The organism is Litoreibacter albidus, from assembly GCF_900107015.1.
Classification (GTDB): Bacteria; Pseudomonadota; Alphaproteobacteria; order Rhodobacterales; family Rhodobacteraceae; genus Litoreibacter; species Litoreibacter albidus.
In genome coordinates this window covers 178,158-198,520 of record NZ_FNOI01000004.1, presented here as the reverse complement: position 1 = coordinate 198,520, position 20,363 = coordinate 178,158, and the positions used below count along the sequence as shown (strand labels likewise).

Below are 20,363 nucleotides of genomic sequence, written 5' to 3'. Positions count from 1 at the left end.
GCCGAGCATGGCGAGCTTAGAGCATTATCTTGAAACCGAAGATTTGCACCCGATTGATCTGGTGGAGACCCTCGCGGCCCACCACGATTGGGAATTTGACCGGATTGCAGATGACCAGATCGCCATGGCGATTGAGGGGCAGTGGCGGACGTATTCCATCACGCTGGCGTGGTCGGATCATGACGAGACTTTGCGGTTGGTTTCCACCTTCGAGATGGAGCCGCCGGAGGACAAGTTGCCTGCGCTGTATGACCTGATGAACCGCGCCAATGACACCTGCTGGACGGGCGCCTTCACCTATTGGCACGCGCAGCGCTTGATGGTCTATCGCTACGGGCTGATCATGTCGGGCGGGCGCGACGTAGGCGCGGATCAGGTCGACAAAATGCTGTCGGCGGCGATCATGGCGTCGGAGCGGTTCTACCCCGCGTTCCAACTGGTGTGCTGGGGCGACCGGACCCCGCAAGACGCGATGAATGTTGCCATTGCAGAAGCTTACGGGCGCGCTTAACTTCTGGCCCTGACAGCAATCGGGGGCATTATGGACTTTTCTGAGATCAACACACGCGGGCTGGTATTGCTAGGCTGCGGCAAGATGGGCTCCGCGCTGCTGGAGGGCTGGCTTAAGGGCGGCATCAACGCGGATGCGGTGTATGTTCTGGACCCGAACCCGTCTGATTGGCTGCGCGCGCAAGGCGTGCATATCAACGAAGACCTGCCGCAAAACCCCGCGATTGCGCTGCTGGCGGTCAAGCCGCAAATGATGGGCGACGCGCTGCCGCGCATGGTGGCTTTGGGCAACGGAGAAACGCTGTTCCTGTCGATTGCTGCGGGGACATCGATTGCCCATTTTGAGGGCGCTTTGGGCGCAAGCACGCCAATCGTGCGCTCCATGCCGAACACGCCAGCGGCGGTGGGCAAGGGGATCACCGCGATCATCGGCAATGCGCACACAACACCCAGCCATCTGGATATGGCCGACGGGCTGTTGCAGGCCGTGGGCAAAGTGGTGCGCTTGCAAAGCGAGGACCAGATTGACGCGGTGACCGGCGTGTCCGGCTCCGGCCCCGCCTACGTATTTCACATGATCGAGGCGATGGCCGCCGCAGGCACCGCCCAAGGCCTGCCGCCCGAGATGGCGATGCAGCTGGCCAAAGCCACGGTTGCGGGGGCAGGGGCCTTGGCCGAAGCCGCCGAAGAAACGCCGGAGCAATTGCGCATCAACGTCACCAGCCCCGGTGGCACCACGGCGGCGGCGCTGAATGTGCTGATGAATGAGGAACGCGGCTTTCCGAAGCTTTTGGGCGAGGCGGTGAAAGCCGCCGCAGATCGTGGCCGCGAATTGGGGAAGTCGTAATGGCCGAGATTTCGTTCGATGATTTCATGAAGGTCGATGTGCGCGTCGGTGTTATCGTCAAGGCCGAACCCTACCCCGAGGCGCGCAAACCCGCGATAAAGCTCTGGGTGGATTTCGGGCCGGAACTGGGGGAGCGCAAAAGCTCTGCCCAGATCACCAAGCATTACACGCCAGAAGAATTGCCGGGCAAAAAGGTGATGGCCGTGGTTAATTTCCCGCCCCGCCAGATCGGCAAATTCATGTCGGAGATTTTGGTCCTTGGCGTGCCGGATGAAGATGATGAAGTGGTGTTGCTGACACCGGACAAAGACGTGCCAATTGGCGGAAGGCTCTACTGATGAAACTCCTGATCTCACGCACTCTGCCACCGGCAGTCAAGGAAAAAGCACGCGCTACCTTCGACGTGACCCTGCGCGACAAAGACGCGCCGATGAGCGAGGCCGAGGTGACGGAGGCGCTGGACAGCTACGACATGATCCTGCCGACGTTGGGCGACCAGTTCACCGCGTCCGCAATTTCCGCCGCCAAGCCACGTGCAAAACTGCTGGCCAACTTCGGTGTTGGATTTAACCATATCGACGTGGACGCCGCCCGCGCCAAAGGCATCGCCGTGACCAACACGCCCGGTGCTGTCACGGACGCCACGGCGGATATTGCACTGACGTTGATGCTGATGACGGCGCGCCGCGCTGGCGAGGGGGAGCGTCTGGTGCGTGCTGGCAACTGGAGCGGCTGGCACCCGACGCAAATGCTGGGCCTGCATCTGACGGGCAAGACGGTGGGCATCATCGGTATGGGCCGGATCGGGCAGGCCATCGCCCAGCGGTGCCATCATGGGTTCGGCTGCAAGATCGTTTTTGCGAACAGGTCCAAGAAAGACGTCGCGGGCGCGACGCAATTGGACAGCCTCGCGCAGGTGGCAGAGGTTGCCGACGTGCTGGTCGCCGCGACCCCAGGTGGCGCGGAGACGCGGCATTTGATCGGGGCGGATGTGTTCAGCGCCATGCAGCCCCACGCCATTTTCATTAATATCTCGCGCGGGGATGTCGTGGACGAGGCCGCATTGATCGCCGCACTTCAGGACGGGCAAATCGGCGGCGCGGGTCTGGACGTCTATGAACAGGAACCCACGGTGCCCAACGCGCTCACGGATATGGAGAACGTGGTGCTGCTGCCGCATCTGGGCACCAACACGCTAGAGGTGCGCACCAGCATGGGGATGATGGCGCTTGATAATCTGGCGGCCTTTGTGGCGGGTAAGGATCTCCCGAACCCTGTTTAAGGGAGCAGGCAGCCTTGGGCGTCAAACCCAAATGGATCGCCGTCCCATTTGGCAAATGGCAGGCTCGGGGAGACATCGACCCACAAAACCTCCGCCGCGTTGTCGAATGGGGCGATGCCGCGGGCCGTATCTGGCACCACCTCCCAGCCGCGCGCGGTCGCGGCGGCCCGCAGGTCGGCGGTCGTTGCGCAGGCGGTGGCGGCCATGGCCTCCACGAAACCCATGCGCGCGTCCTGCCACGCCACGACGCCAGCGGGGTTCATGTCTAGGAACAGGGTCTCAAGGTAGCGCACCGCGTAGCCCGCTAGGCCGCCGATGGCCAGCAGCAGGACACCTAGCCCCAGCCGCTTCATCTGGTGTCGCCAGTCGCCTCACGAAAGTGCTTCCGGCAGAGCGACACGTAGGTCTCATTGCCGCCGACTTGCACTTGGTCGCCGTCCGTGGCGGCACTGCCGTCAGTGCCCTTTCGTATAACCATCGTCGCTTTCTTGCCGCAGTGGCAAATGGTGCGGACTTCGCGCATCTCATCGGCGAGGGCCAGCAGGCCAGCGGAGCCCGGGAAGAGCTCCCCACGGAAGTCGACGCGCAGCCCGTAGCACATCACCGGCACCCGCAGGTCATCGACCGCGCGGGCAAGCTGCCAGACCTGGTCTTTGGACAGCCACTGGGCCTCGTCGACCATAACGCAAGCAATCTTGCCCTGCGCCAGCCGTGCTTCGATCATGGCGAACAGGTCGTGCGTTTTGCCGTAAACATCCGCTTCGCGCGACAGGCCGATCCGCGAGCCGATTTGCCCCGTGCCCGCGCGGTCGTCAAAGTCGGCGGTCAACAGGTAGGTTTGCATACCCATTTCTTGATAGTTATGCGCCGCTTGCAAAAGGAGCGTCGACTTACCCGCGTTCATTGTGGAATAGTGGAAATACAGTTTTGCCATGGCGTCCCCGTAGCAAAGCCGGCCACGAGGAGCAAGGTCGGTGAGGGGCGTGCAAGGGAAAGCACACGATACACACGCTGATTACCCGGCAGCGCGTACACCGACGCCCCTCACCTTAAAGGGAGTGTTCAGCACAACACGCCCCCCATAGCCCCCATACCCTAGGGGCTACAGATGTCTAACTTGAGGGAAAACAATTGCGCAGGGGAAAGGCTTTGGGCTATTCCCCGACAAAGCCATAAGGCTGAGGGATGATACGACTATGACGAAGATGAACAGATACCTGAAGAAGCACACCGAAGCCTTGGTGAAGGATGTGGGCGTTGAAGCGGCCTGTAAGCTGACGGGGCGCTCCAAAGCCACGTTAGGGCGGTATTATTCGGAATCCGACGAGCACGCCGATCGCTACATGCCACTGGACGCGGTGGCGGCGCTGGAGGCGGCGGCAAGCTTCCCGCATGTGACGCAGGCGCTGGCGGAAATCAACGGCAACTCCCTAGAGGTCGACACGGGCCGCAAAAGCAACGACCCGAGCGTGAGTTCGGTCAACAGCAATGTGGTGGCCTTGGCGCAGCGCTTCGCGATGCTGATGTCGGAGTACAACCAGTCGATCTCCGACGGGATCATCACGGTGACGGAGGCCAAGCGGATGCTCTCCGAGACGCTGGAGCTGCAAAAGGTGCTGGTGGAGATGAAGCTGCATCTGGAAGAAGAAACCGTCTAATTTCGAAGCGCAGGCAGCGGTTCCCCACGGGGAACGCTGTTTTTGCTGAGAAAAAGAGTTGATGATTTATGAATGGGTGGCGTTGCCGCCCATTTTTTTGTGTTGAGGTGTGGCTAGGGGGTAGAGCGGGTAGGCGTTTTTGCGGGGCGCTTTTGTGGCGTCGGTGTCTGGGGTAAACGTACCCCGACTTTCCATATCCGCAGGACAGCCGACAAGGTCGCAAGCGCCGCCTAGGAATTGGGTGGTGAACCTCGCACCTGCGGGGGCAGCCACCGTACAGCTCGTTTACCAATTTACATAAGCAACATTTTTAGGAGTCGCAGGGTGAAGACGCATGTCGGGAATGATATGTGCATCTGGTGTCGAGCCGAAAAAGTCTATGCCATCGTGGATCAACTTATCAATTTGTTTCCGTTTTTTGACTGAGAGTGCTTCGAACCAGCGTCTTTGGAAGAAAATGTTGTCAGCATGCTGAAATACGAACTGGAGCAATACTGAGAGCTGTGATTCCTCTGGATAATTCAGCAATGAACGGGCAATAGCTTGCCCTACTTTTGCGCCGTCCTTGCGCCAATTGATGCAAATGTAAGTTCCGTTTGTAGATTGTGCGGTGGCGAACATTACTACTTCGCATTCGTGCTGAAGATCGCTGCCATCTTGTAGGTCTGAACCGTCCAGAAGCCTTAAGGGTGCCCAAGCGGATGAGAATGCGAATGGCAACTTTTCATCGAAATAGATCACAAGACTCTCGAGGCTTTTAAATTCACGGAGTTCTAGGGCTTTGCCAAGCTCATTGTACGCTTTCTTAAAGTCGTTCTTTGAGCTTTCTATTCCTGTGCGATTTAATAGCGACATGGCTTGCGTCATAAACTGATCGTCATTAGATTTTCCCTTATCCATGTCTGCAATCATGTTCGGCATAAAGTCGACCGCTTGCTTGCCGTAATACTCGCGACAAAGACTTCTGAACGCGAGCGAATGCAGTTGGTCGTTGCGGGCTGAAAATTCCTCATTCTCAATGCATGAGAAGAGTTCTCGATCATGTTTTGCGCAAAATCCCAAAAATGTTGAAGCTTGGCCAACTCCAATTGGCCTTGGCACTATTTTACCTTTTGTTTCGATTAAGTCGGATAAACTCGCGCTCAATCCGAGAACATGACCGCCCTCTGAAAGAGGCTTTAGATTCGCAGATTTAGAGATCGAGTGGGCTGAAATGATTTTGCCTTCGCAAGCCGCCTTCATTCCTGTCGGCACCATACAAGTTTTCTTGGAAAACTGGGTTTTCTTGGTGGCTATCCAGTCGGAAGCCTTGGTCGGAGGTTGTGTCTCTCGGTCTAAATGACATTTTTTGTACTTCCGACCAGATCCACACCAACAAGGGTCATTCCGGCCCGTTTTCACACTCACCCCTGCAACGCCCTAACCCCGATTTCACCCTCAACTCGTGCCTTCATGGCCAGCGCGCAGGCGTGGGCCGCTGCGGCTGTCGTGAAGTAGGGGATTTTGTCGTAGAGGGCGATGCTCCGGATGTCTCGGCTGTCCTCGACCGCCTGTGCGCCCTCGGTGGTGTTGAGCACCAGTGAGATCATCTTGTCCTTCATCTGGTCGACGATGTTCGGGCGGCCCTCATAGACTTTGTTAACCGTCTCGCAAGCGATACCGTGCTCGTTCAGCCAAGCCGCCGTGCCGCGTGTGGCGGTCAGGGTGTGGCCGAGGTCTGCGAGCACGCGACCCGCCTCTAGCATCGCGGGGGTCTTGTCCTCGTTGCGGATGGAGATGAAGACCATGCCCTTGCCGTCCAGCGGCAGCTCCGTCCCTGCGCCCATTTGCGCCTTCAGGAAGGCCATGTGGAAGTCCTTATCGGTGCCCATGACCTCCCCTGTGGAGCGCATTTCCGGCCCAAGGATCGTATCCACGCCGGGGAAGCGGGCGAAGGGCAACACGGCTTCTTTCACCGCGTAAGTGTCGATGATCGGGTCGATCAGGTCGAAGTCGCCCAGCTTGGCACCCGCCATGACCTGCGCGGCGATGGAGGCGATGGGCGAGCCGATGGCCTTGGCCACGAAGGGCACGGTGCGCGAGGCGCGCGGGTTGACCTCGATCAGGAAAATTTCATCGTTCTTGATGGCGAATTGCACGTTCATCAGGCCAACCACGTTGAGCGCGATGGCCAGCGCCTCCGTCTGCTCGCGCAGCTGCTGGATGATGTCTTTGGACAGTGAATAGGGTGGCAGGGAACAGGCGCTATCGCCCGAGTGTACGCCGGCCTCCTCAATGTGCTGCATGATGCCGGCCACATGGACCTTCTCGCCGTCGCAAAGCGCGTCGACGTCAACCTCCACCGCGCCGGACAGGTAGCTGTCCAAGAGCACGGGGCTGTCGCCGGAGACCACCACGGCCTCGGAGATGTAGCGTTCCAACTGCGCCTGATCGCGCACGATTTCCATCGCGCGGCCACCGAGGACGTAGGAGGGGCGGATCACCAGCGGGAAGCCGATTTCCTTGGCCTTCTCGAAGGCCTCTGCGTCGGAGTGGGCAAGACCGTTGTGCGGCTGCTTCAGGCCGAGATTTTGCACCAGCTGCTGGAAGCGTTCGCGGTCTTCGGCCAAGTCGATTGCGTCAGGGGATGTGCCGAGGATCGGGATGCCCTCATCCGCCAAGGCTTGCGCGATTTTCAGCGGGGTTTGACCGCCGAACTGCACGATAACGCCGTGCAGGGTGCCGTTCTCCAGCTCCACCCGCAGGATTTCCATCACGTGCTCGAATGTGAGCGGCTCGAAGTAGAGGCGATCCGAGGTGTCGTAGTCGGTGGACACGGTCTCAGGGTTGCAGTTGATCATGATCGTCTCGTAGCCCTGCTTGGTCAGCGCGTAGCAGGCGTGGACGCAGCAGTAGTCGAATTCGATCCCTTGGCCGATACGGTTGGGGCCACCGCCCAAGATGACGACCTTTTTGGCGTCGGACGGGCGGGCCTCGCATTCGACCTCACCCATCATCGGGCTCTCGTAGGTGGAATACATATAGGGGGTTTGCGCCTCGAACTCGGCGGCACAGGTGTCGATGCGTTTGAACACAGCGTTGACGCCTAGGTTCTGGCGGGCTTTGCGCACGTCGGCCTCATTGCGGCCCGTGAGGATCGCCAAACGGGCGTCAGAGAAGCCCAGCATTTTGAGGTCGCGCAGGCCGTCCTCGGTCATCGGCAGGCCGTCTTTGCGGATCACGGCTTCTGCCTCGATAATCTCGCGGATGCGGGACAGGAACCACGGGTCATAGGCCGTGATCTGGTTGATTTCGTCGTTGGAGAAGCCGTAGCGCATGGCGTGGGCGATGACGCGGATGCGGTCTGGTGTTTGCTTGGCCAGCTCGCGCGTCAGGGCCTTGTCGATGGCTTCTTGCGCGGCGGCGTCTTTGCCGACCAGAATGCGGGTGCCGTCTTGGTTCTGGTAGACCTGTGCGTCGGGGGCGGGCATGCCTGCGACCTTCGGCTCGTCAAAACCGGTAAGGCCGGTTTCCATGGAGGCGAGCGCCTTTTGCAGGGACTCGTGGATGGTGCGGCCGATAGCCATGACCTCGCCCACGGATTTCATAGCGGTGGTCAGATAGGGTTCGGAGCCTGCGAATTTTTCAAATGCGAAGCGTGGGATTTTGGTGACAACATAGTCGATTGTTGGCTCGAAAGACGCAGGTGTGACGCCTGTGATGTCGTTGTCGAGTTCGTCCAGTGTGAAGCCGACGGCCAGCTTGGCGGCGATTTTGGCGATTGGGAAGCCCGTGGCTTTGGACGCCAGCGCGGAGGAGCGCGACACGCGCGGGTTCATCTCGATCACGACCATGCGGCCATCTGCGGGATTCACGGCCCATTGTACGTTGGAGCCCCCTGTTTCCACGCCGATTTCACGCAGCACAGCGATAGAGGCGTTGCGCATGGCTTGGTATTCTTTGTCGGTCAGCGTCAGGGCGGGGGCCACTGTGATGCTGTCGCCGGTGTGGACGCCCATCGGGTCCACGTTCTCGATTGCGCAGACGATGATGGCGTTGTCGGCGTGGTCGCGCACGACTTCCATCTCGTACTCTTTCCAGCCGAGCAGGGATTCGTCGATCAGGATCTGATTGACGGGGGACGCATCTAGGCCGGTTTTGCAGAAGTGCTCATAGTCGTCGCGGTTATACGCCACGCCGCCGCCGGTGCCGCCCAAGGTAAAGGCGGGGCGGATGATCGCGGGCAGGCCCACATATTCAATGGCGTCCATGCATTCCTGCATGGTGTTCGCGATGGTGGCTTTCGGGTTTTCAAGGCCCAAGCGGTCCATGGCTTCGCGGAACAGTTTGCGGTCCTCGGCCATCTCGATGGCTTCGCGTTTGGCGCCAATCATCTCGACGTTGTATTTCTTGAGGACGCCCATTTCCTCAAGGGCCAGCGACGTGTTAAGGCCGGTTTGCCCGCCCATCGTTGGCAGCAAGGCGTCAGGGCGTTCTTTTTCGATAATTTTCGCGACAACTTCGGGCGTAATCGGCTCGATGTAGGTGGCGTCGGCCATGTCAGGGTCGGTCATGATCGTGGCGGGGTTGGAGTTCACCAAGATGACGCGGTAGCCTTCTTCGCGCAGGGCCTTGCAGGCCTGAGCGCCCGAGTAGTCAAATTCGCACGCTTGCCCGATTACAATGGGGCCTGCGCCGATGATCATGATGGATTTGATATCGGTTCTTTTTGGCATAGTCCGGACCCCAAGTTTGCGCAAATTATCGTGGGTTTAAGGAGTCCACCAAGTGGGCGCAAGGGCATGTAGAGAAGGGATATCAGATTCTTTGCTTGCCGCGAGGGAGAGCGCCGAACGTCTGGGCTTGGCGTGGCAATTTCTCTAGGAGAAATTGGGGCCAGACTTTCGAGGAAAGTCTGGCAACCTGTGCAAAATTTACTTTTCGGGGGTAAACCCGTCGGGAAACGCGGAATGCGGCTCCGCAGCGCCGTCCACGTAAAGATAATCGCGTGTAATCGGCACCGTGGTTTGATGCTTATGAAGCTGCACATGGTACAGAACATGCGGCATGTCTGAGAGGCTGAGTTCTGACGCAATCAGATAGTAGCGCCACATGCGGATGAAGCGTTCATCGTAGCCCATGGCGCGAACCTCGTCCAAACGCCCCTCGAACCGCATCAGCCACTCATATAGCGTGCGGTCGTAATGGGTGCGCCAGACCTCGATGTCCGCCGCCTCCAGTTGCGACTTTTCGACCACGCTTACGACTTCGGACAAGGAGGGCGTGTAGCCGCCCGGGAAAATGTACTTCTGGAACCACGGCGACAGATTGCCCGGCGGACCGGTGCGCCCGATGAAATGGATCAACGCGACGCCGTCTTCCTTCAGGTTCTTTTGTATCTGGCGGAAGTAGGTCGCGTATTGCGGCTGGCCCACGTGTTCCAACATGCCGACGGAGACGATCCGGTCGAACTCTTCGGTGTTGTCCCTATAGTCCTGCAGCCGGAATTCGACGAGATGGGACACGCCGGCCTCCTCGGCGCGCAGGGTTGCTGCCTTGCGCTGCTCGTCCGAGAGGGTCAGGCCGACAACCTTCGCGCCGTAGTCCTTGGCCAATGTGATCGCGAGGCCGCCCCAGCCGGAGCCAATATCAAGCACCTTCATGCCGGGCTTTATCAAAAGCTTGCCCGCGATATGGGCTTTCTTGGCGGCTTGGGCCTGCTCCAGCGTGTAGCTTGGGTCTTTAAAATAGGCGCAGGTGTATTGTTTGTCGTCGTCGAGAAAGAGGTAATAGAACGGCGTGGAGATGTCGTAGTGGTGCTCCGCGTTTTTCTTGGCAACGGCATGTGGAATCCATTGATCCCATGTACGTTTGGCGATGCGCAGTTGCCGCGCAATTTTTTGGGACAAGGGCAGGTTCCCGCCCTGAAAGTTGCGCACCACCAGCGTCAGCAGACCGCGCACATCGTCATTATCAATTGTAAGGGTCTCATCCATATAGGCCTCGCCCATGGCAAGTTCTGGATTGGTGATGAGCTTTCTTGGAAGAGTGTCGTCGGTAAAGCGCACGGTGACGGCGGGTATGGACCCGTTACCTGCGGTGAGTATGGTTCCGGAATTGAGATGGACCGTCAGGGTGCCGTCTTTGATAAGCTGCTTGAGCAAGGTGCCAAGTAGTCTGTCCCACATAAATATTGCTTTCTCGTGTCATGTTGTCTGCCAAGTGCCGTCGGCAGTTAGGGCAGCAGAGGGCCGGATTTAGCGCGGGTTGTCAATTAATTCGCTTCCTTGGCTAATTTGCGCCCCGTTTGCTTGACTTTGTGGCCTTGGGCATGTGTATCAGCCCGATACTGATTTACGCCAAAGAGGGCCCCATATCATGCACGCATATCGCAGCCATACCTGTGCCGACCTGACCGCCGCCAATGTGGGCGACAATGTTCGCCTTTCCGGCTGGGTGCACCGCGTCCGTGACCACGGCGGCATCCTCTTCATCGACCTGCGCGATCACTACGGTGTGACGCAGGTTCTGGCCGACCCTGACAGCCCCGTGTTCAAGGACGTGGAGAAGGTCCGTTCCGAGTGGTGTATCCGCATTGACGGCAACGTCATGGCGCGCGCGCCGGAGTTGGTGAACGCCAAGCTGCCGACGGGCGAAGTTGAGGTATTCATCCGCGACATCGAAGTTCTGGGCGCCTCGGACGAGCTGCCATTGATGGTGTTTGGCGACCAAGAATACCCTGAAGAGACCCGCCTGAAGTACCGCTTCTTGGACCTGCGCCGTGAGAAGTTGCAGCGCAACATGATCCTGCGCTCCGACGTCGTGTCCTCCATGCGTCGCCGGATGTGGGACATGAAGTTCAAGGAATTCCAGACGCCGATTATCACGGCCTCCAGCCCTGAAGGTGCGCGTGACTTCTTGGTCCCGTCGCGCTTGCATCCGGGCAAGTTCTACGCGCTGCCGCAAGCCCCGCAGCAGTTCAAGCAACTGCTGATGGTGTCGGGCTTTGACAAGTATTTCCAGATCGCGCCGTGTTTCCGTGACGAAGACCCGCGCGCGGACCGCTCGCCCACCGACTTCTACCAGCTTGACCTTGAGATGAGCTTTGTGGAGCAGGAAGACGTCTTCAACACCATCCAGCCTGTGGTGCAGGGTGTGTTTGAGGAGTTCGGCGGTGGCCGTAAGGTTGATACCGAGTGGGAGCAGATTTCCTATAAGGACGCGGCGCTGTGGTACGGCACCGACAAGCCCGACCTGCGCAACCCGATCAAAATGCAGGTCGTGTCCGAGCACTTCAAGGACTCCGGCTTTGCGATCTTCGCGAAAATTCTGGAGCAGGACGGCACGGAAATTCGCGCCATTCCTGCGCCCAAAGGTGGCTCACGTAAGTTCTGCGACCGTATGAACGCCTTTGCGCAAAAAGAAGGCCTGCCTGGTATGGGCTATATCTTCTGGCGCGACCAAGGCGAAGGCATGGAAGCCGCTGGCCCATTGGCCAAGAACATCGGCCCAGAGCGCACGGAAGCGATCCGTCAGCAATTGGGGCTGGGTGTTGGCGATGCGGCGTTCTTCTTGGGTGGCAAGCCGTCGTCCTTTGAAGGGGTTGCGGGGCGTGCGCGTGTCGAGATCGGCAACGAGCTGAAACTGACCGATTTGGACCGGTTTGCCTTCGCGTGGATCGTGGACTTCCCGATGTATGAGGCGGAGGAGGAAAGCGGCAAGATCGACTTCTCGCACAACCCGTTCTCCATGCCGCAAGGCGGGATGGAAGCGCTGGAAGGCAACCCGCTGGACGTGCTGGGCTACCAATACGACTTGGCGTGTAACGGCTACGAGCTGCTGTCCGGTGCGATCCGGAACCACAAACCGGAGATCATGTTCAAGGCGTTCGAGTTGGCAGGCTACGGCGAAGAAGAAGTGCGCAAGCGCTTTGGTGGTATGGTCAACGCGTTCAAATACGGCGCACCGCCCCACGGTGGCTGTGCTGCGGGCATCGACCGCATCGTGATGTTGTTGGCTGACGAGGCCAACATTCGCGAAGTGATCCTGTTCCCGATGAACCAACGCGCCGAAGACCTGATGATGTCGGCCCCAAGTGAGCCGATGAGCGATCAGCTGATGGAATTGGGCCTGCGCGTTATCCCGCAGGACTAAAGCGGAAATTCGCCACTGAGGGGGCGGTTCGCAACGTTTTTTCAACGGATTTGCGTCAGCTATAGGCTAGACTGAGGCAAACCGAGTTGAGGAAAGAGCCGCCCCATGGCGTTCACACCTGATATTGCCGCTATTCGCTTTGGCGAAGGGCTGGCGCCGGACATCGCCCCCGCGTCGTCCCTTGATGCGTTGCTGGCGCAGCTCAAGGGGCCGGACTTAGCCGCCAAGGCGTTCCCGATTGAGCCGTTTTCCAACCTTCATGCCGAATTCGCGAACGTTAGCGCGTTGCAGCGGGCCTCCCGACGCGGGCGGAATGGTCCCGACGCGGAGGATCTGACCAAGGCCTATAAGGCGGCGCGCCGCGCGTTGAACTTGCGGCTTCAGGGGGCGTTTGCGCCGACTTTATCGCGCTCCATCACCAGCACGCAGCCTTTTCGCGAACGGCTGACGCGGTTTTGGGCGGATCATTTTACCGTTGTTGGCAAGAACAACCTCACACGCAACGCCGTGCCCGCCTACATAGAGGAAACGATCCGGCCACATATTGCAGGTAACTTTGCCGATATGTTGAAGGCGGTCGTGACCAGCCCGATGATGCTGGATTATCTGGATCAGAACATATCCGTTGGCCCGAACTCGCGCGGCGCGAAGGGGCGGCGTGGCTTGAACGAAAATCTGGCGCGTGAGCTGCTGGAACTGCATACGCTTGGCGTTGACGGGGCGTACACGCAAACCGATGTGCGCCAGTTGGCGGAGCTGTTGACTGGCCTGACGACCGAACTTGGCACCGGTTTTACCTTCCGTGACAAAATAGTGGAGCCGGGCGGCGAGACCGTGCTGGGGCGCACCTACGGCGGCGGACCGCCCGCGCTGCGCGATGTGACGGCGTTTTTGGACGATGTGGCGCGGCACCCTGACACCGCACGCCATATCGCGCAGAAGCTTGCGGTGCATTTCACCGCCGACAGTCCCGATGCGGGGATGGTGGCAGACATGGCGGACGTATACCTGTCGACGGGCGGGGCATTGGTGCCAGTCTATGAGGCGATGCTGCGCCACCCGTTTGCATGGGACAGCTTTGGCCAAAAGGTCAAGCAACCGCTGGATTTTATAGCCTCCGCATTGCGGGTGCTGGAGGTGCCGCCTGCGTCTTTGCAGCGTTTGAACAGAACCAAACGCGCGGCTTATATTGTGACGCCGATGACAGCGATGGGGCAGAAATGGTTCCGTCCCGCAGGCCCGGATGGCTGGCCGGAGGAGGCGGAGGCGTGGGTGACGCCGCAGGGCTTGGCCGCGCGCATCCAATGGTCGATGTCGGCACCGTCCGCGTTTTTCCGCAGCTTGCCGGACCCGCGATTGTTCGTCGGCGCGGCGCTGGGGGACGTGGCGGATGCGCAGGTCAAATTCGCGGCCAGCGCGGCGGAGACGCGGCGCGAGGGGGTGGGATTGGTCCTCGCCTCGCCACGGTTCCAAAGGAGATAGAAATGGCGGGCAGTATATCACGTCGCAGATTTTTGGTGCGTGGGGCGGCGCTTGGCTGCTCGGCGGCGGCAAGCCCGTTGATGACGCCGATGACCTTTGCGCAGGCACCGGGCGAAAACAGGCTGGTCGTGATCATCTTGCGCGGGGCCATGGATGGGCTTGATGTGGTGCGGCCCTTAGGCGACCCGTTGCTGCGCCAGTACCGCGCGGGGCTGGGCATGGCGCGCGACCACGGGGCTACGGATCTGGACGGGTTCTTTGCGCTGCACCCCGCGCTTAGCGCCCTGATGCCCCTTTGGCAGCAGGGCGATCTGGCTGCGGCACATGCGGTGTCCACGCCTTACCGCGACAAGCGCAGCCACTTTGACGGGCAAGACCTGCTGGAGGCAGGGACGGGGATGGACGTGGACGCGGCCCAGTCGCGGGACGGCTGGTTGAACCGGATGCTGCAAATCCTACCAAATGCAGGCTCGGAGACCGCGTTCGCCATCGGGCGGTCCGACATGAAGCTGGTGGCAGGGCGTGCGCCAGTGTCGAGTTGGTCGCCGGATGCGCGGCTGGATATGTCGCCCCAAGCGCGGCTGCTGTTGGAGCAAATTTACCATGATGACCCGTTGTTTCATGGCACCAGCATGGACGCGATCGCGATTGCGGAAAGTCTTGGGCTCGCGAGTGATGACAGTTTCGGGATGTCGGGAAAAGGCATGCGGGAGGCCGTCAAGTCGGCGCAGGCTGCGGGTGACGCCTCGGTTCTGGCCAGTTTTGCCGCGCGCCGCCTGAATGAGGCATCGCGTATAGCGGCGTTTTCGCTTGGCGGCTGGGACACGCACCGCGCGCAGACGCGCGGCATCGGGCGCGCGTTGAGCGGACTTCAGGATGCTATCTTGACGTTAAAGCAAGAGCTGGGTGCGCATTGGGACAAGACTGCCGTGGTCGCGGTGACGGAGTTCGGGCGGACGGCACGGGAGAACGGAACGCGTGGCACGGATCACGGAACGGGCGGCGCGATGATCTTGGCGGGTGGCGCGATACGCGGCGGGCGGGTTTACGGCGACTGGCCTGGCTTGGAGGAGGCGGCGCTTTACGCGCGGCGCGACCTGATGCCGACGGCGGATGTCAGATCATATATCGCGTGGCTGATGCGCGGCATGTACGCGATTGATACCGCGTCTTTGGAGACGGTGATTTTCCCCGGTCTGCGTCTGGGGCGCGATCCGGGGCTACTGGCTTAAAGCGTGGGCTGCGTGGTGTGCTGCGCCATTGTCGCCGACTGATTGCCTTGCGCGCCGCCCGATACCAAAGACACCGTGGCCATCGCTGCCAGCCCCAAACCCAACCCTGCGGCCAGCAACATTGTTACGTCAACAAGGGCTGCGCCGTCTTCCTTTTTCAGGAATGTTTTGAATAATCGGGTCACCGTGGTCTCCTTCACTGGGGCGTGCTGAGCGCGAATTTGCAGGGCAAAAATGGCATGAATACGTCGGCAAGCGGGTATCAACTTGGCTAATTTTAACGCAAGCTTGGGCCGTTTTGCGCCTTGGCGCTGGGGGGCGATCCGTCCTAGAATCGCAACATGTTACGCACCAAGGGCAGCCCTATGACATCCAGTATTCCGAACCGCCGCGCAGTTGATGACTGGACGCCGCCCCGAAGGCCCGATGCGGAGCTTTTGCAGGGACGGTATGTTCAGTTGGAGCGTCTGGTGCCAGACCTTCATGCGGCGGATTTGCACCGCGCGAATTCCGCCAGCGATGCGATCTGGGATTACCTGCCTTACGGGCCGTTCGCGTCCTCGGCTGCGTATCACCGCTGGGCGCGGGATGTGACACAAGGCGCTGACCCGTTTTTCTATGCGATCAAGCCGCTGGCCACGGGGCATTGCAGCGGTGTGGCAAGTTATCTGCGCATCGCGCCGGAGGCGGGCTCTATCGAGGTGGGGCACGTAAATTTTTCGCCGGAGCTTCAGCGCACACCCGCTGCGACGGAGGCGATTTTCCTGATGATGCAATGGGCGTTTGAGGCAGGCTACCGCCGGTTTGAATGGAAGTGCGACGCGACCAATCTTGGATCGCGCCGCGCCGCCCAACGTTACGGGTTCAGCTTTGAGGGTATTTTTCGGCAAGCGGCGGTGGTGAAGGGGCGTAACCGCGATACTGCGTGGTTTGCGTGTATTGACGCTGAGTGGCCAGCGCTGAAAGAGGCTTTCGGCGCGTGGTTGGCGCCATCGAACTTTGACGCGGAAGGCCGCCAGATCGAGCAGTTGGGCGCATTGACCAGCCTTGTTCGTGTGGCAAGCGACCCCGCGCTTTAGACCAATTCACGCACGCTTAAGCGGCGCTGGATCAGGTTGCGCGTGGCCTGAATGGCGCTGCGCCGCCCGACCCCGCATTGCTGCGCGCGGGTTAAGGTTTTGGAGACGCTGGCAAGCTCCTCATCCTTGGCAAGGCGCGATAGCCCCTGCAGGAAGGGGGCGACATAGGGCAGGGCGTCCAAGCCGCTGCCCAAAAGCTCATCGAGATGAAACAGGTCTTCATTCAGCGCGATCGGATCGGGCGACACGGCTTCATGGGTCACCAACCGCGGGCCGGTGGGGCGCATGTCGGCTGGAAGATGCTTTAGAATGATTTGCTGGAAGTCACAGACCGAGGTGAAGGGCTTCGGGCAGAAGTCATGCGCGCCTGCATCCAGCGCGGCCTGTGCGTATCCATCGCCGTCCGCGCCGCTTGTTGCAATCATGACGGGGCGGGCGGAGGATGACCCGCTCGCCAGCTCTGCAATCAGGTCGACGCCGGAGCCGTCCGGCAGACCCAAATCCACCACGACGACGGACGGGCGGTAGACCTGCAAATGCCTGCGTGCGGCGGTCAGGCTGTCGGCGCGGCGAATGCGCGCGCCGGAGCGGATGCACAGCAGGCGAACCGCTTCGGAGGCGAAGCGACTGTCTTCGACGACCAGAACGGTCAGCCCCAAAAGGGGGCGTTGCGCGGTCGCGTGGGGGGTGAGTGTCATGTAGGCGGTGTTGTCGGGCATCATGGCCTCCGGCAGCTAGAGGGTGAGTCGGGTCTGACACCAAGCTTGACCGCCGATACCTAATAGAACGTGAATAGCGCGGTTTTTACGCACCTCATGACGCTTGCTTGCATCTGGTGGCGACGTCATAACCGACCGGACTGACATGACCCTGACGGAGAGAGCGATGATCGGCAGACTGAACCATGTGGCAATCGCGGTGCCTGATCTTGAGGCGGCCTGCGCCCAGTACCAAAACACCTTGGGCGCCACCGTGGGTGCCCCCCAAGACGAGCCGGACCACGGGGTTACGGTTGTGTTTATCGAGCTGCCCAACACCAAGATTGAGCTGCTTTACCCGCTGGGCGAGAACAGCCCGATCCAAGGGTTTTTGGACAAGAACCCGTCGGGCGGCATTCATCACATTTGCTATGAGGTGGACGACATCCTTGTGGCGCGCGACCGTCTGAAAGACAGCGGCGCGCGGGTGCTGGGAAATGGCGAGCCGAAGATCGGCGCGCATGGAAAACCGGTTTTGTTTCTCCACCCCAAAGACTTCACGGGCACCCTTGTTGAATTGGAGCAAGCGTAATGGCCATCACATCCGCCATCGTGGTGTTCGCGGTCATCTGGTTTTTGACGCTGTTTTGCGTGCTGCCTTTTGGCACACGGAGCCAAAGCGAGGCGGGGGACGTTGCGCATGGCACTCCGCGCTCCGCCCCGTCAAATCCGCGGATGAAGCGCAAGTTTGCGATCACCACGATGATTGCCGTGGTGATCTGGGTGCCGATGTGTCTGGCGATTATCTATGGCTACATCAACGCCGACAGCATGAACCTATATAAGCGGTTCGGCCCAGACAGCTAGACAGACAGCTAAACCGCCTTACCTGCCAAGCGGTGGTAGAGGTGTGTGAAGGTTGCGACGCCCAAGATCGGGATGAGCAGGTTCACGAAAGGGATCGTCAGCGGGACCGCCATGAGCGTGCCCGCGATCCATATCTGCGCGCGGTGGCGCTTGCGAAAGTCGCGCGCGCCGTCCGTGCCGAGCCGCCGTTGCGCCACCAGCGTGGCGTATTCACGGCCAAGCAGCAGCCCGTTCACGCCCCAGAAGATCAACGGCGCGAAAGGCGGGAAGATGATGCACAAAACCAGCGCCACGATGTTGACGGCGACCAGAAGGCCAAGGAACTTGGACGTCTCGCGCAGCACCTCCGCCATTGGCAGGGGGGTGACAGGGGCCAAGCCGGGGTAGTGTTCGGCCTCCACCGCGTCGACGATGCGGTCTAGGAACAGGCCGGTGAAGGCGGAGGCGACGGGCACCATCAAGAACACGGAGGCCCCGATCATCACGGGGACAACGGCCCACGACAGGACGTCGTCAATCCATGTGATCTCCCCGATCCATGGCAGTGAGAAGCTGTCTGGCAGCACCAACCCGACGGTCCACGCGAAGACCACCGTGAACCCGAACAAAAGCGCCAGCGTGAGGGCCACGCCAATGAGAAGCACGGTAAGGAAGCGGCGGTCGCCGATCTGGCCGATGGCTTTGAGGAAGTCCGAAATGATCATTCTGTCACCCATGTCGTGATGGCATCCAGATCGGGGCGCGGGCGGTCCGGCGGGGTAGAGGTTTCGGTGCCCAGATGGATGAAGCCCGCGACAAACTCATGCTCGGCGAGGTCCAGCCCCTGACTTAGGAACGGGCGGTCGAACGCGGTCCAGCCCGTGAGCCAGTTCGCGCCCCAGCCTGCCGCAAGCGCCGCGTTGAGAAGGGCAAGACAGGCGGCTCCGGCGCTGAGGGTTTGCTCCACTTCGGGAACTTTCGGCGACGGTTTGGGGGAGGCGACGACGGCCACAGACAGCGGGGCGGTTTTGAACATGCCCGATACTTTGTCGATTTGGTCGACGTCTTGCCCCAGCTCCGCCCCGCGTGCGCGAGTGAGGTCCGCCAAGCGGTGCAGCGCGGCCTGCTCCAGGACGATGAAACGCCATGGCTCCAGCTTGCCATGATCGGGGGTGCGTGCGGCGGCGGTGAGCAGAGGCAGGAGCGCCGCGCGGTCCGGCGCGGGGGCGGTGAGCGTTTTATGAGGGCGCGAGCGGCGTGTCAGAAGAAAATCCAGCGCGGCAGTATTCGGCGTAGTCATAAAGTGGTCGGCCCCCGATTGGCAAAATGCATGGTGTCTATGTCGGGCAGCGCGCGCCCGAATTCAAGGCACTATGGCAGGTCCATGCAGCTGGCATAATAGCTGACGGTCGCGGGCCAGTCCGAAAACAGCCCTACAACGCCCACGTCTTGGGCCAGCACGTCGATCACCGCGTACATGTCCCCGTCGGACGTCACGAGGTCATTGATTGAGCCGTAGTACCAGCCGCCGCCGCCATCTAGCGGGCCGGAACGTTCCAGCGACCAACCGATCAGCTGCAGCCCAGCCTCCCGCGCAGCGCGCGCATAGGCTGAGGCCGCGATTTCGCCGTCTGCGTTTGTCAGCATCATGTTCATTGACGGCGCGAGGTAGTTGACGCCTTGGGCGCGTAGCGCAGCGAAGTCTTCTTGCCACGTTGCTGGGTCTTGTTCGTCAAAATCCCCCGCCCAAGACACGAGGTAGACCGCTTGCTTGCCGAAGTCAGGCTCCGCATCGATCCAATAGAGCACATCAGCAAGGTTGAAGCTTTGGGGCCTGACGTCCGACGCGGGGATGCCTGCGGCCTTGTAGTCGTCAATCAGCATTTGCGCGTAGTTTTCTTGGGTCATGCCGTCGAACGGCATGGCAACAACGGGGGCTTTTAGCTCCGGCGTGAACTTTGCACCGTGGGATTTGATCAACGCAATGCTTTGCGCGTGGGTGAGCAGCGTGCCGTGGGCCGCATAAAGGTCGGTGCGCCAGTTTGCGGTGGCGTCCATGAACTCCTGCGTGGTGGTGGCGTTGGGGTTTGCGGCGTCCATCTTGCCGCGCAGGGTCTGGAACTCTGCGAGCGTCAGGTCTGAGGCGCGGCACTCGGCGTTGGCTTTGGTCTCCCCCGATGCGGGGGTGAAGGGCGCGGTGCATTTGCTGGCCAGATCGGTGCCCAGAATATTGGTGGTGGTGTGCAGATCATTTTGAGCGTGACGGCACACCAGTTGCTTGTCGGCGGTGAAGGTCACGTCGCATTCGACAATGCCCGCCCCCATGCGGGCGGCGGCTGTATAGCTTTGGGCGGTGTGCTCTGGAAATTGCAAGGCGGCCCCGCGATGACCGATGGAGAAATCGGTGCGGCGCACGGGTTGGTCGGCGCAAGACAGCAACTTGTCCTTCAAGGCACCATCCGCCATCTGATCAACGAGATAGAGCGGTCTGGGCCCGACGTGCGCCGTGTCGGGCAGCGCCGGCGCGGCAAGCGCTATGCAGAGGGCGGACGTAGCGAGAATGGAGCGGATCATCTGGGTGCGCCTTATAGGTTAG

At 60.4% G+C, this 20,363-nt stretch carries 21 protein-coding genes and 1 pseudogene; 11 read left to right on the top strand and 11 right to left on the bottom strand.

All coding sequences use genetic code 11. From position 1 onward, the window contains the following. Positions 1–7 precede the first annotated feature (7 nt). The 4 genes from BLW66_RS11375 to BLW66_RS11360 are packed head-to-tail and all read left to right on the top strand — an operon-like array spanning position 8 to position 2,639. The gene (locus BLW66_RS11375) at positions 8–511 is read left to right on the top strand and encodes a type III secretion system chaperone family protein (protein ID WP_089947280.1); all 504 of its coding nucleotides are present in this window, start codon (positions 8–10) and stop codon (positions 509–511) included. 30 nt (positions 512–541) lie between these two features. Next, positions 542–1,357 carry a pyrroline-5-carboxylate reductase gene (gene proC / locus BLW66_RS11370; protein ID WP_089947279.1) on the top strand — a complete coding sequence of 272 codons (816 nt, stop codon included), beginning with the start codon at positions 542–544 and terminating at the stop codon, positions 1,355–1,357. Beyond that, positions 1,357–1,695: a tRNA-binding protein gene (locus tag BLW66_RS11365; RefSeq protein ID WP_089947278.1), complete on the top strand. Its 339-nt coding sequence runs from the start codon at positions 1,357–1,359 to the stop codon at positions 1,693–1,695. The genes proC and BLW66_RS11365 overlap by 1 nt, the downstream gene beginning before the upstream one ends. Next, on the top strand, positions 1,695–2,639 hold the full coding sequence (locus tag BLW66_RS11360; protein WP_089947277.1) for a 2-hydroxyacid dehydrogenase: 945 nt from the start codon (positions 1,695–1,697) through the stop codon (positions 2,637–2,639). The genes BLW66_RS11365 and BLW66_RS11360 overlap by 1 nt, the downstream gene beginning before the upstream one ends. Here BLW66_RS11360 and BLW66_RS11355 read toward each other — a convergent pair. Then, complete coding sequence (locus tag BLW66_RS11355) at positions 2,636–2,992, bottom strand: hypothetical protein (protein ID WP_089947276.1); 357 nt, start codon at positions 2,990–2,992, stop codon at positions 2,636–2,638. The genes BLW66_RS11360 and BLW66_RS11355 overlap by 4 nt on opposite strands. Then, a complete protein-coding gene (locus BLW66_RS11350; protein ID WP_089947275.1) occupies positions 2,989–3,573 on the bottom strand; it encodes a thymidine kinase in 585 nt (194 codons plus the stop codon). The genes BLW66_RS11355 and BLW66_RS11350 overlap by 4 nt, the downstream gene beginning before the upstream one ends. Before the next feature lie 262 nt (positions 3,574–3,835). Between BLW66_RS11350 and BLW66_RS11345 the strand changes: the two genes are divergently transcribed. Next, positions 3,836–4,297 (top strand): hypothetical protein, encoded by a 462-nt coding sequence (locus BLW66_RS11345; RefSeq protein ID WP_089947274.1) that lies wholly within the window; start codon positions 3,836–3,838, stop codon positions 4,295–4,297. A gap of 285 nt (positions 4,298–4,582) precedes the next feature. Here BLW66_RS11345 and BLW66_RS11340 read toward each other — a convergent pair whose 3' ends face one another. The 4 genes and pseudogenes from BLW66_RS11340 to BLW66_RS11330 form a co-directional block, all read right to left on the bottom strand. Further along, entirely contained in the window at positions 4,583–5,554 is a 972-nt protein-coding gene (locus BLW66_RS11340; protein WP_244508631.1) for a hypothetical protein, read from the bottom strand. Positions 5,555–5,632: 78 nt separating this feature from the next. Next, positions 5,633–5,698, bottom strand: a pseudogene (locus BLW66_RS18280) (SEC-C metal-binding domain-containing protein); the annotation flags it as partial. A gap of 2 nt (positions 5,699–5,700) precedes the next feature. Next, positions 5,701–9,012 (bottom strand): carbamoyl-phosphate synthase large subunit, encoded by a 3,312-nt coding sequence (gene carB / locus BLW66_RS11335; RefSeq protein ID WP_089947272.1) that lies wholly within the window; start codon positions 9,010–9,012, stop codon positions 5,701–5,703. 198 nt (positions 9,013–9,210) lie between these two features. Then, positions 9,211–10,464, bottom strand: a complete 1,254-nt coding sequence (locus tag BLW66_RS11330; RefSeq protein WP_089947271.1) for an SAM-dependent methyltransferase — start codon at positions 10,462–10,464, stop codon at positions 9,211–9,213. A 190-nt stretch (positions 10,465–10,654) separates the two neighbouring features. Between BLW66_RS11330 and aspS the strand changes: the two genes are divergently transcribed. The 3 genes from aspS to BLW66_RS11315 all read left to right on the top strand — a co-directional run bounded on the left by aspS (position 10,655) and on the right by BLW66_RS11315 (position 15,144). Next, the gene (gene aspS, locus BLW66_RS11325; protein WP_089947270.1) at positions 10,655–12,430 is read left to right on the top strand and encodes an aspartate--tRNA ligase; all 1,776 of its coding nucleotides are present in this window, start codon (positions 10,655–10,657) and stop codon (positions 12,428–12,430) included. Between the two features lie 105 nt (positions 12,431–12,535). Beyond that, positions 12,536–13,912 carry a DUF1800 domain-containing protein gene (locus BLW66_RS11320; protein WP_089947269.1) on the top strand — a complete coding sequence of 459 codons (1,377 nt, stop codon included), beginning with the start codon at positions 12,536–12,538 and terminating at the stop codon, positions 13,910–13,912. A gap of 2 nt (positions 13,913–13,914) precedes the next feature. Continuing rightward, on the top strand, positions 13,915–15,144 hold the full coding sequence (locus BLW66_RS11315; protein ID WP_089947268.1) for a DUF1501 domain-containing protein: 1,230 nt from the start codon (positions 13,915–13,917) through the stop codon (positions 15,142–15,144). Here the strand turns inward: BLW66_RS11315 and BLW66_RS11310 are convergent. Further along, positions 15,141–15,329 (bottom strand): hypothetical protein, encoded by a 189-nt coding sequence (locus tag BLW66_RS11310; RefSeq protein WP_089947267.1) that lies wholly within the window; start codon positions 15,327–15,329, stop codon positions 15,141–15,143. The genes BLW66_RS11315 and BLW66_RS11310 overlap by 4 nt on opposite strands. Positions 15,330–15,509: 180 nt before the next feature. Between BLW66_RS11310 and BLW66_RS11305 the strand changes: the two genes are divergently transcribed. After that, positions 15,510–16,223 carry a GNAT family N-acetyltransferase gene (locus BLW66_RS11305; RefSeq protein ID WP_089947266.1) on the top strand — a complete coding sequence of 238 codons (714 nt, stop codon included), beginning with the start codon at positions 15,510–15,512 and terminating at the stop codon, positions 16,221–16,223. Here BLW66_RS11305 and BLW66_RS11300 read toward each other — a convergent pair. Beyond that, positions 16,220–16,921 (bottom strand): response regulator, encoded by a 702-nt coding sequence (locus BLW66_RS11300; RefSeq protein WP_244508629.1) that lies wholly within the window; start codon positions 16,919–16,921, stop codon positions 16,220–16,222. The two genes, BLW66_RS11305 and BLW66_RS11300, sit on opposite strands and share 4 nt — an antisense overlap. 187 nt (positions 16,922–17,108) lie before the next feature. Here BLW66_RS11300 and mce point away from each other — a divergent pair, with 187 nt between their 5' ends. Then, complete coding sequence (mce, locus tag BLW66_RS11295; RefSeq protein WP_089947264.1) at positions 17,109–17,513, top strand: methylmalonyl-CoA epimerase; 405 nt, start codon at positions 17,109–17,111, stop codon at positions 17,511–17,513. Continuing rightward, complete coding sequence (locus BLW66_RS11290) at positions 17,513–17,788, top strand: DUF1467 family protein (protein ID WP_089947263.1); 276 nt, start codon at positions 17,513–17,515, stop codon at positions 17,786–17,788. Before mce ends, BLW66_RS11290 begins: the two co-directional genes overlap by 1 nt. A gap of 8 nt (positions 17,789–17,796) precedes the next feature. Here BLW66_RS11290 and BLW66_RS11285 read toward each other — a convergent pair whose 3' ends face one another. The 3 genes from BLW66_RS11285 to BLW66_RS11275 form a co-directional block, all read right to left on the bottom strand. Continuing rightward, complete coding sequence (locus BLW66_RS11285) at positions 17,797–18,489, bottom strand: EI24 domain-containing protein (protein WP_170833471.1); 693 nt, start codon at positions 18,487–18,489, stop codon at positions 17,797–17,799. Further along, a complete protein-coding gene (locus tag BLW66_RS11280) occupies positions 18,489–19,067 on the bottom strand; it encodes a nitroreductase family protein (protein WP_089947261.1) in 579 nt (192 codons plus the stop codon). Before BLW66_RS11280 ends, BLW66_RS11285 begins: the two co-directional genes overlap by 1 nt. A gap of 71 nt (positions 19,068–19,138) precedes the next feature. After that, positions 19,139–20,341 carry a glycerophosphodiester phosphodiesterase family protein gene (locus BLW66_RS11275; protein ID WP_089947260.1) on the bottom strand — a complete coding sequence of 401 codons (1,203 nt, stop codon included), beginning with the start codon at positions 20,339–20,341 and terminating at the stop codon, positions 19,139–19,141. Positions 20,342–20,363: the final 22 nt, after the last annotated feature.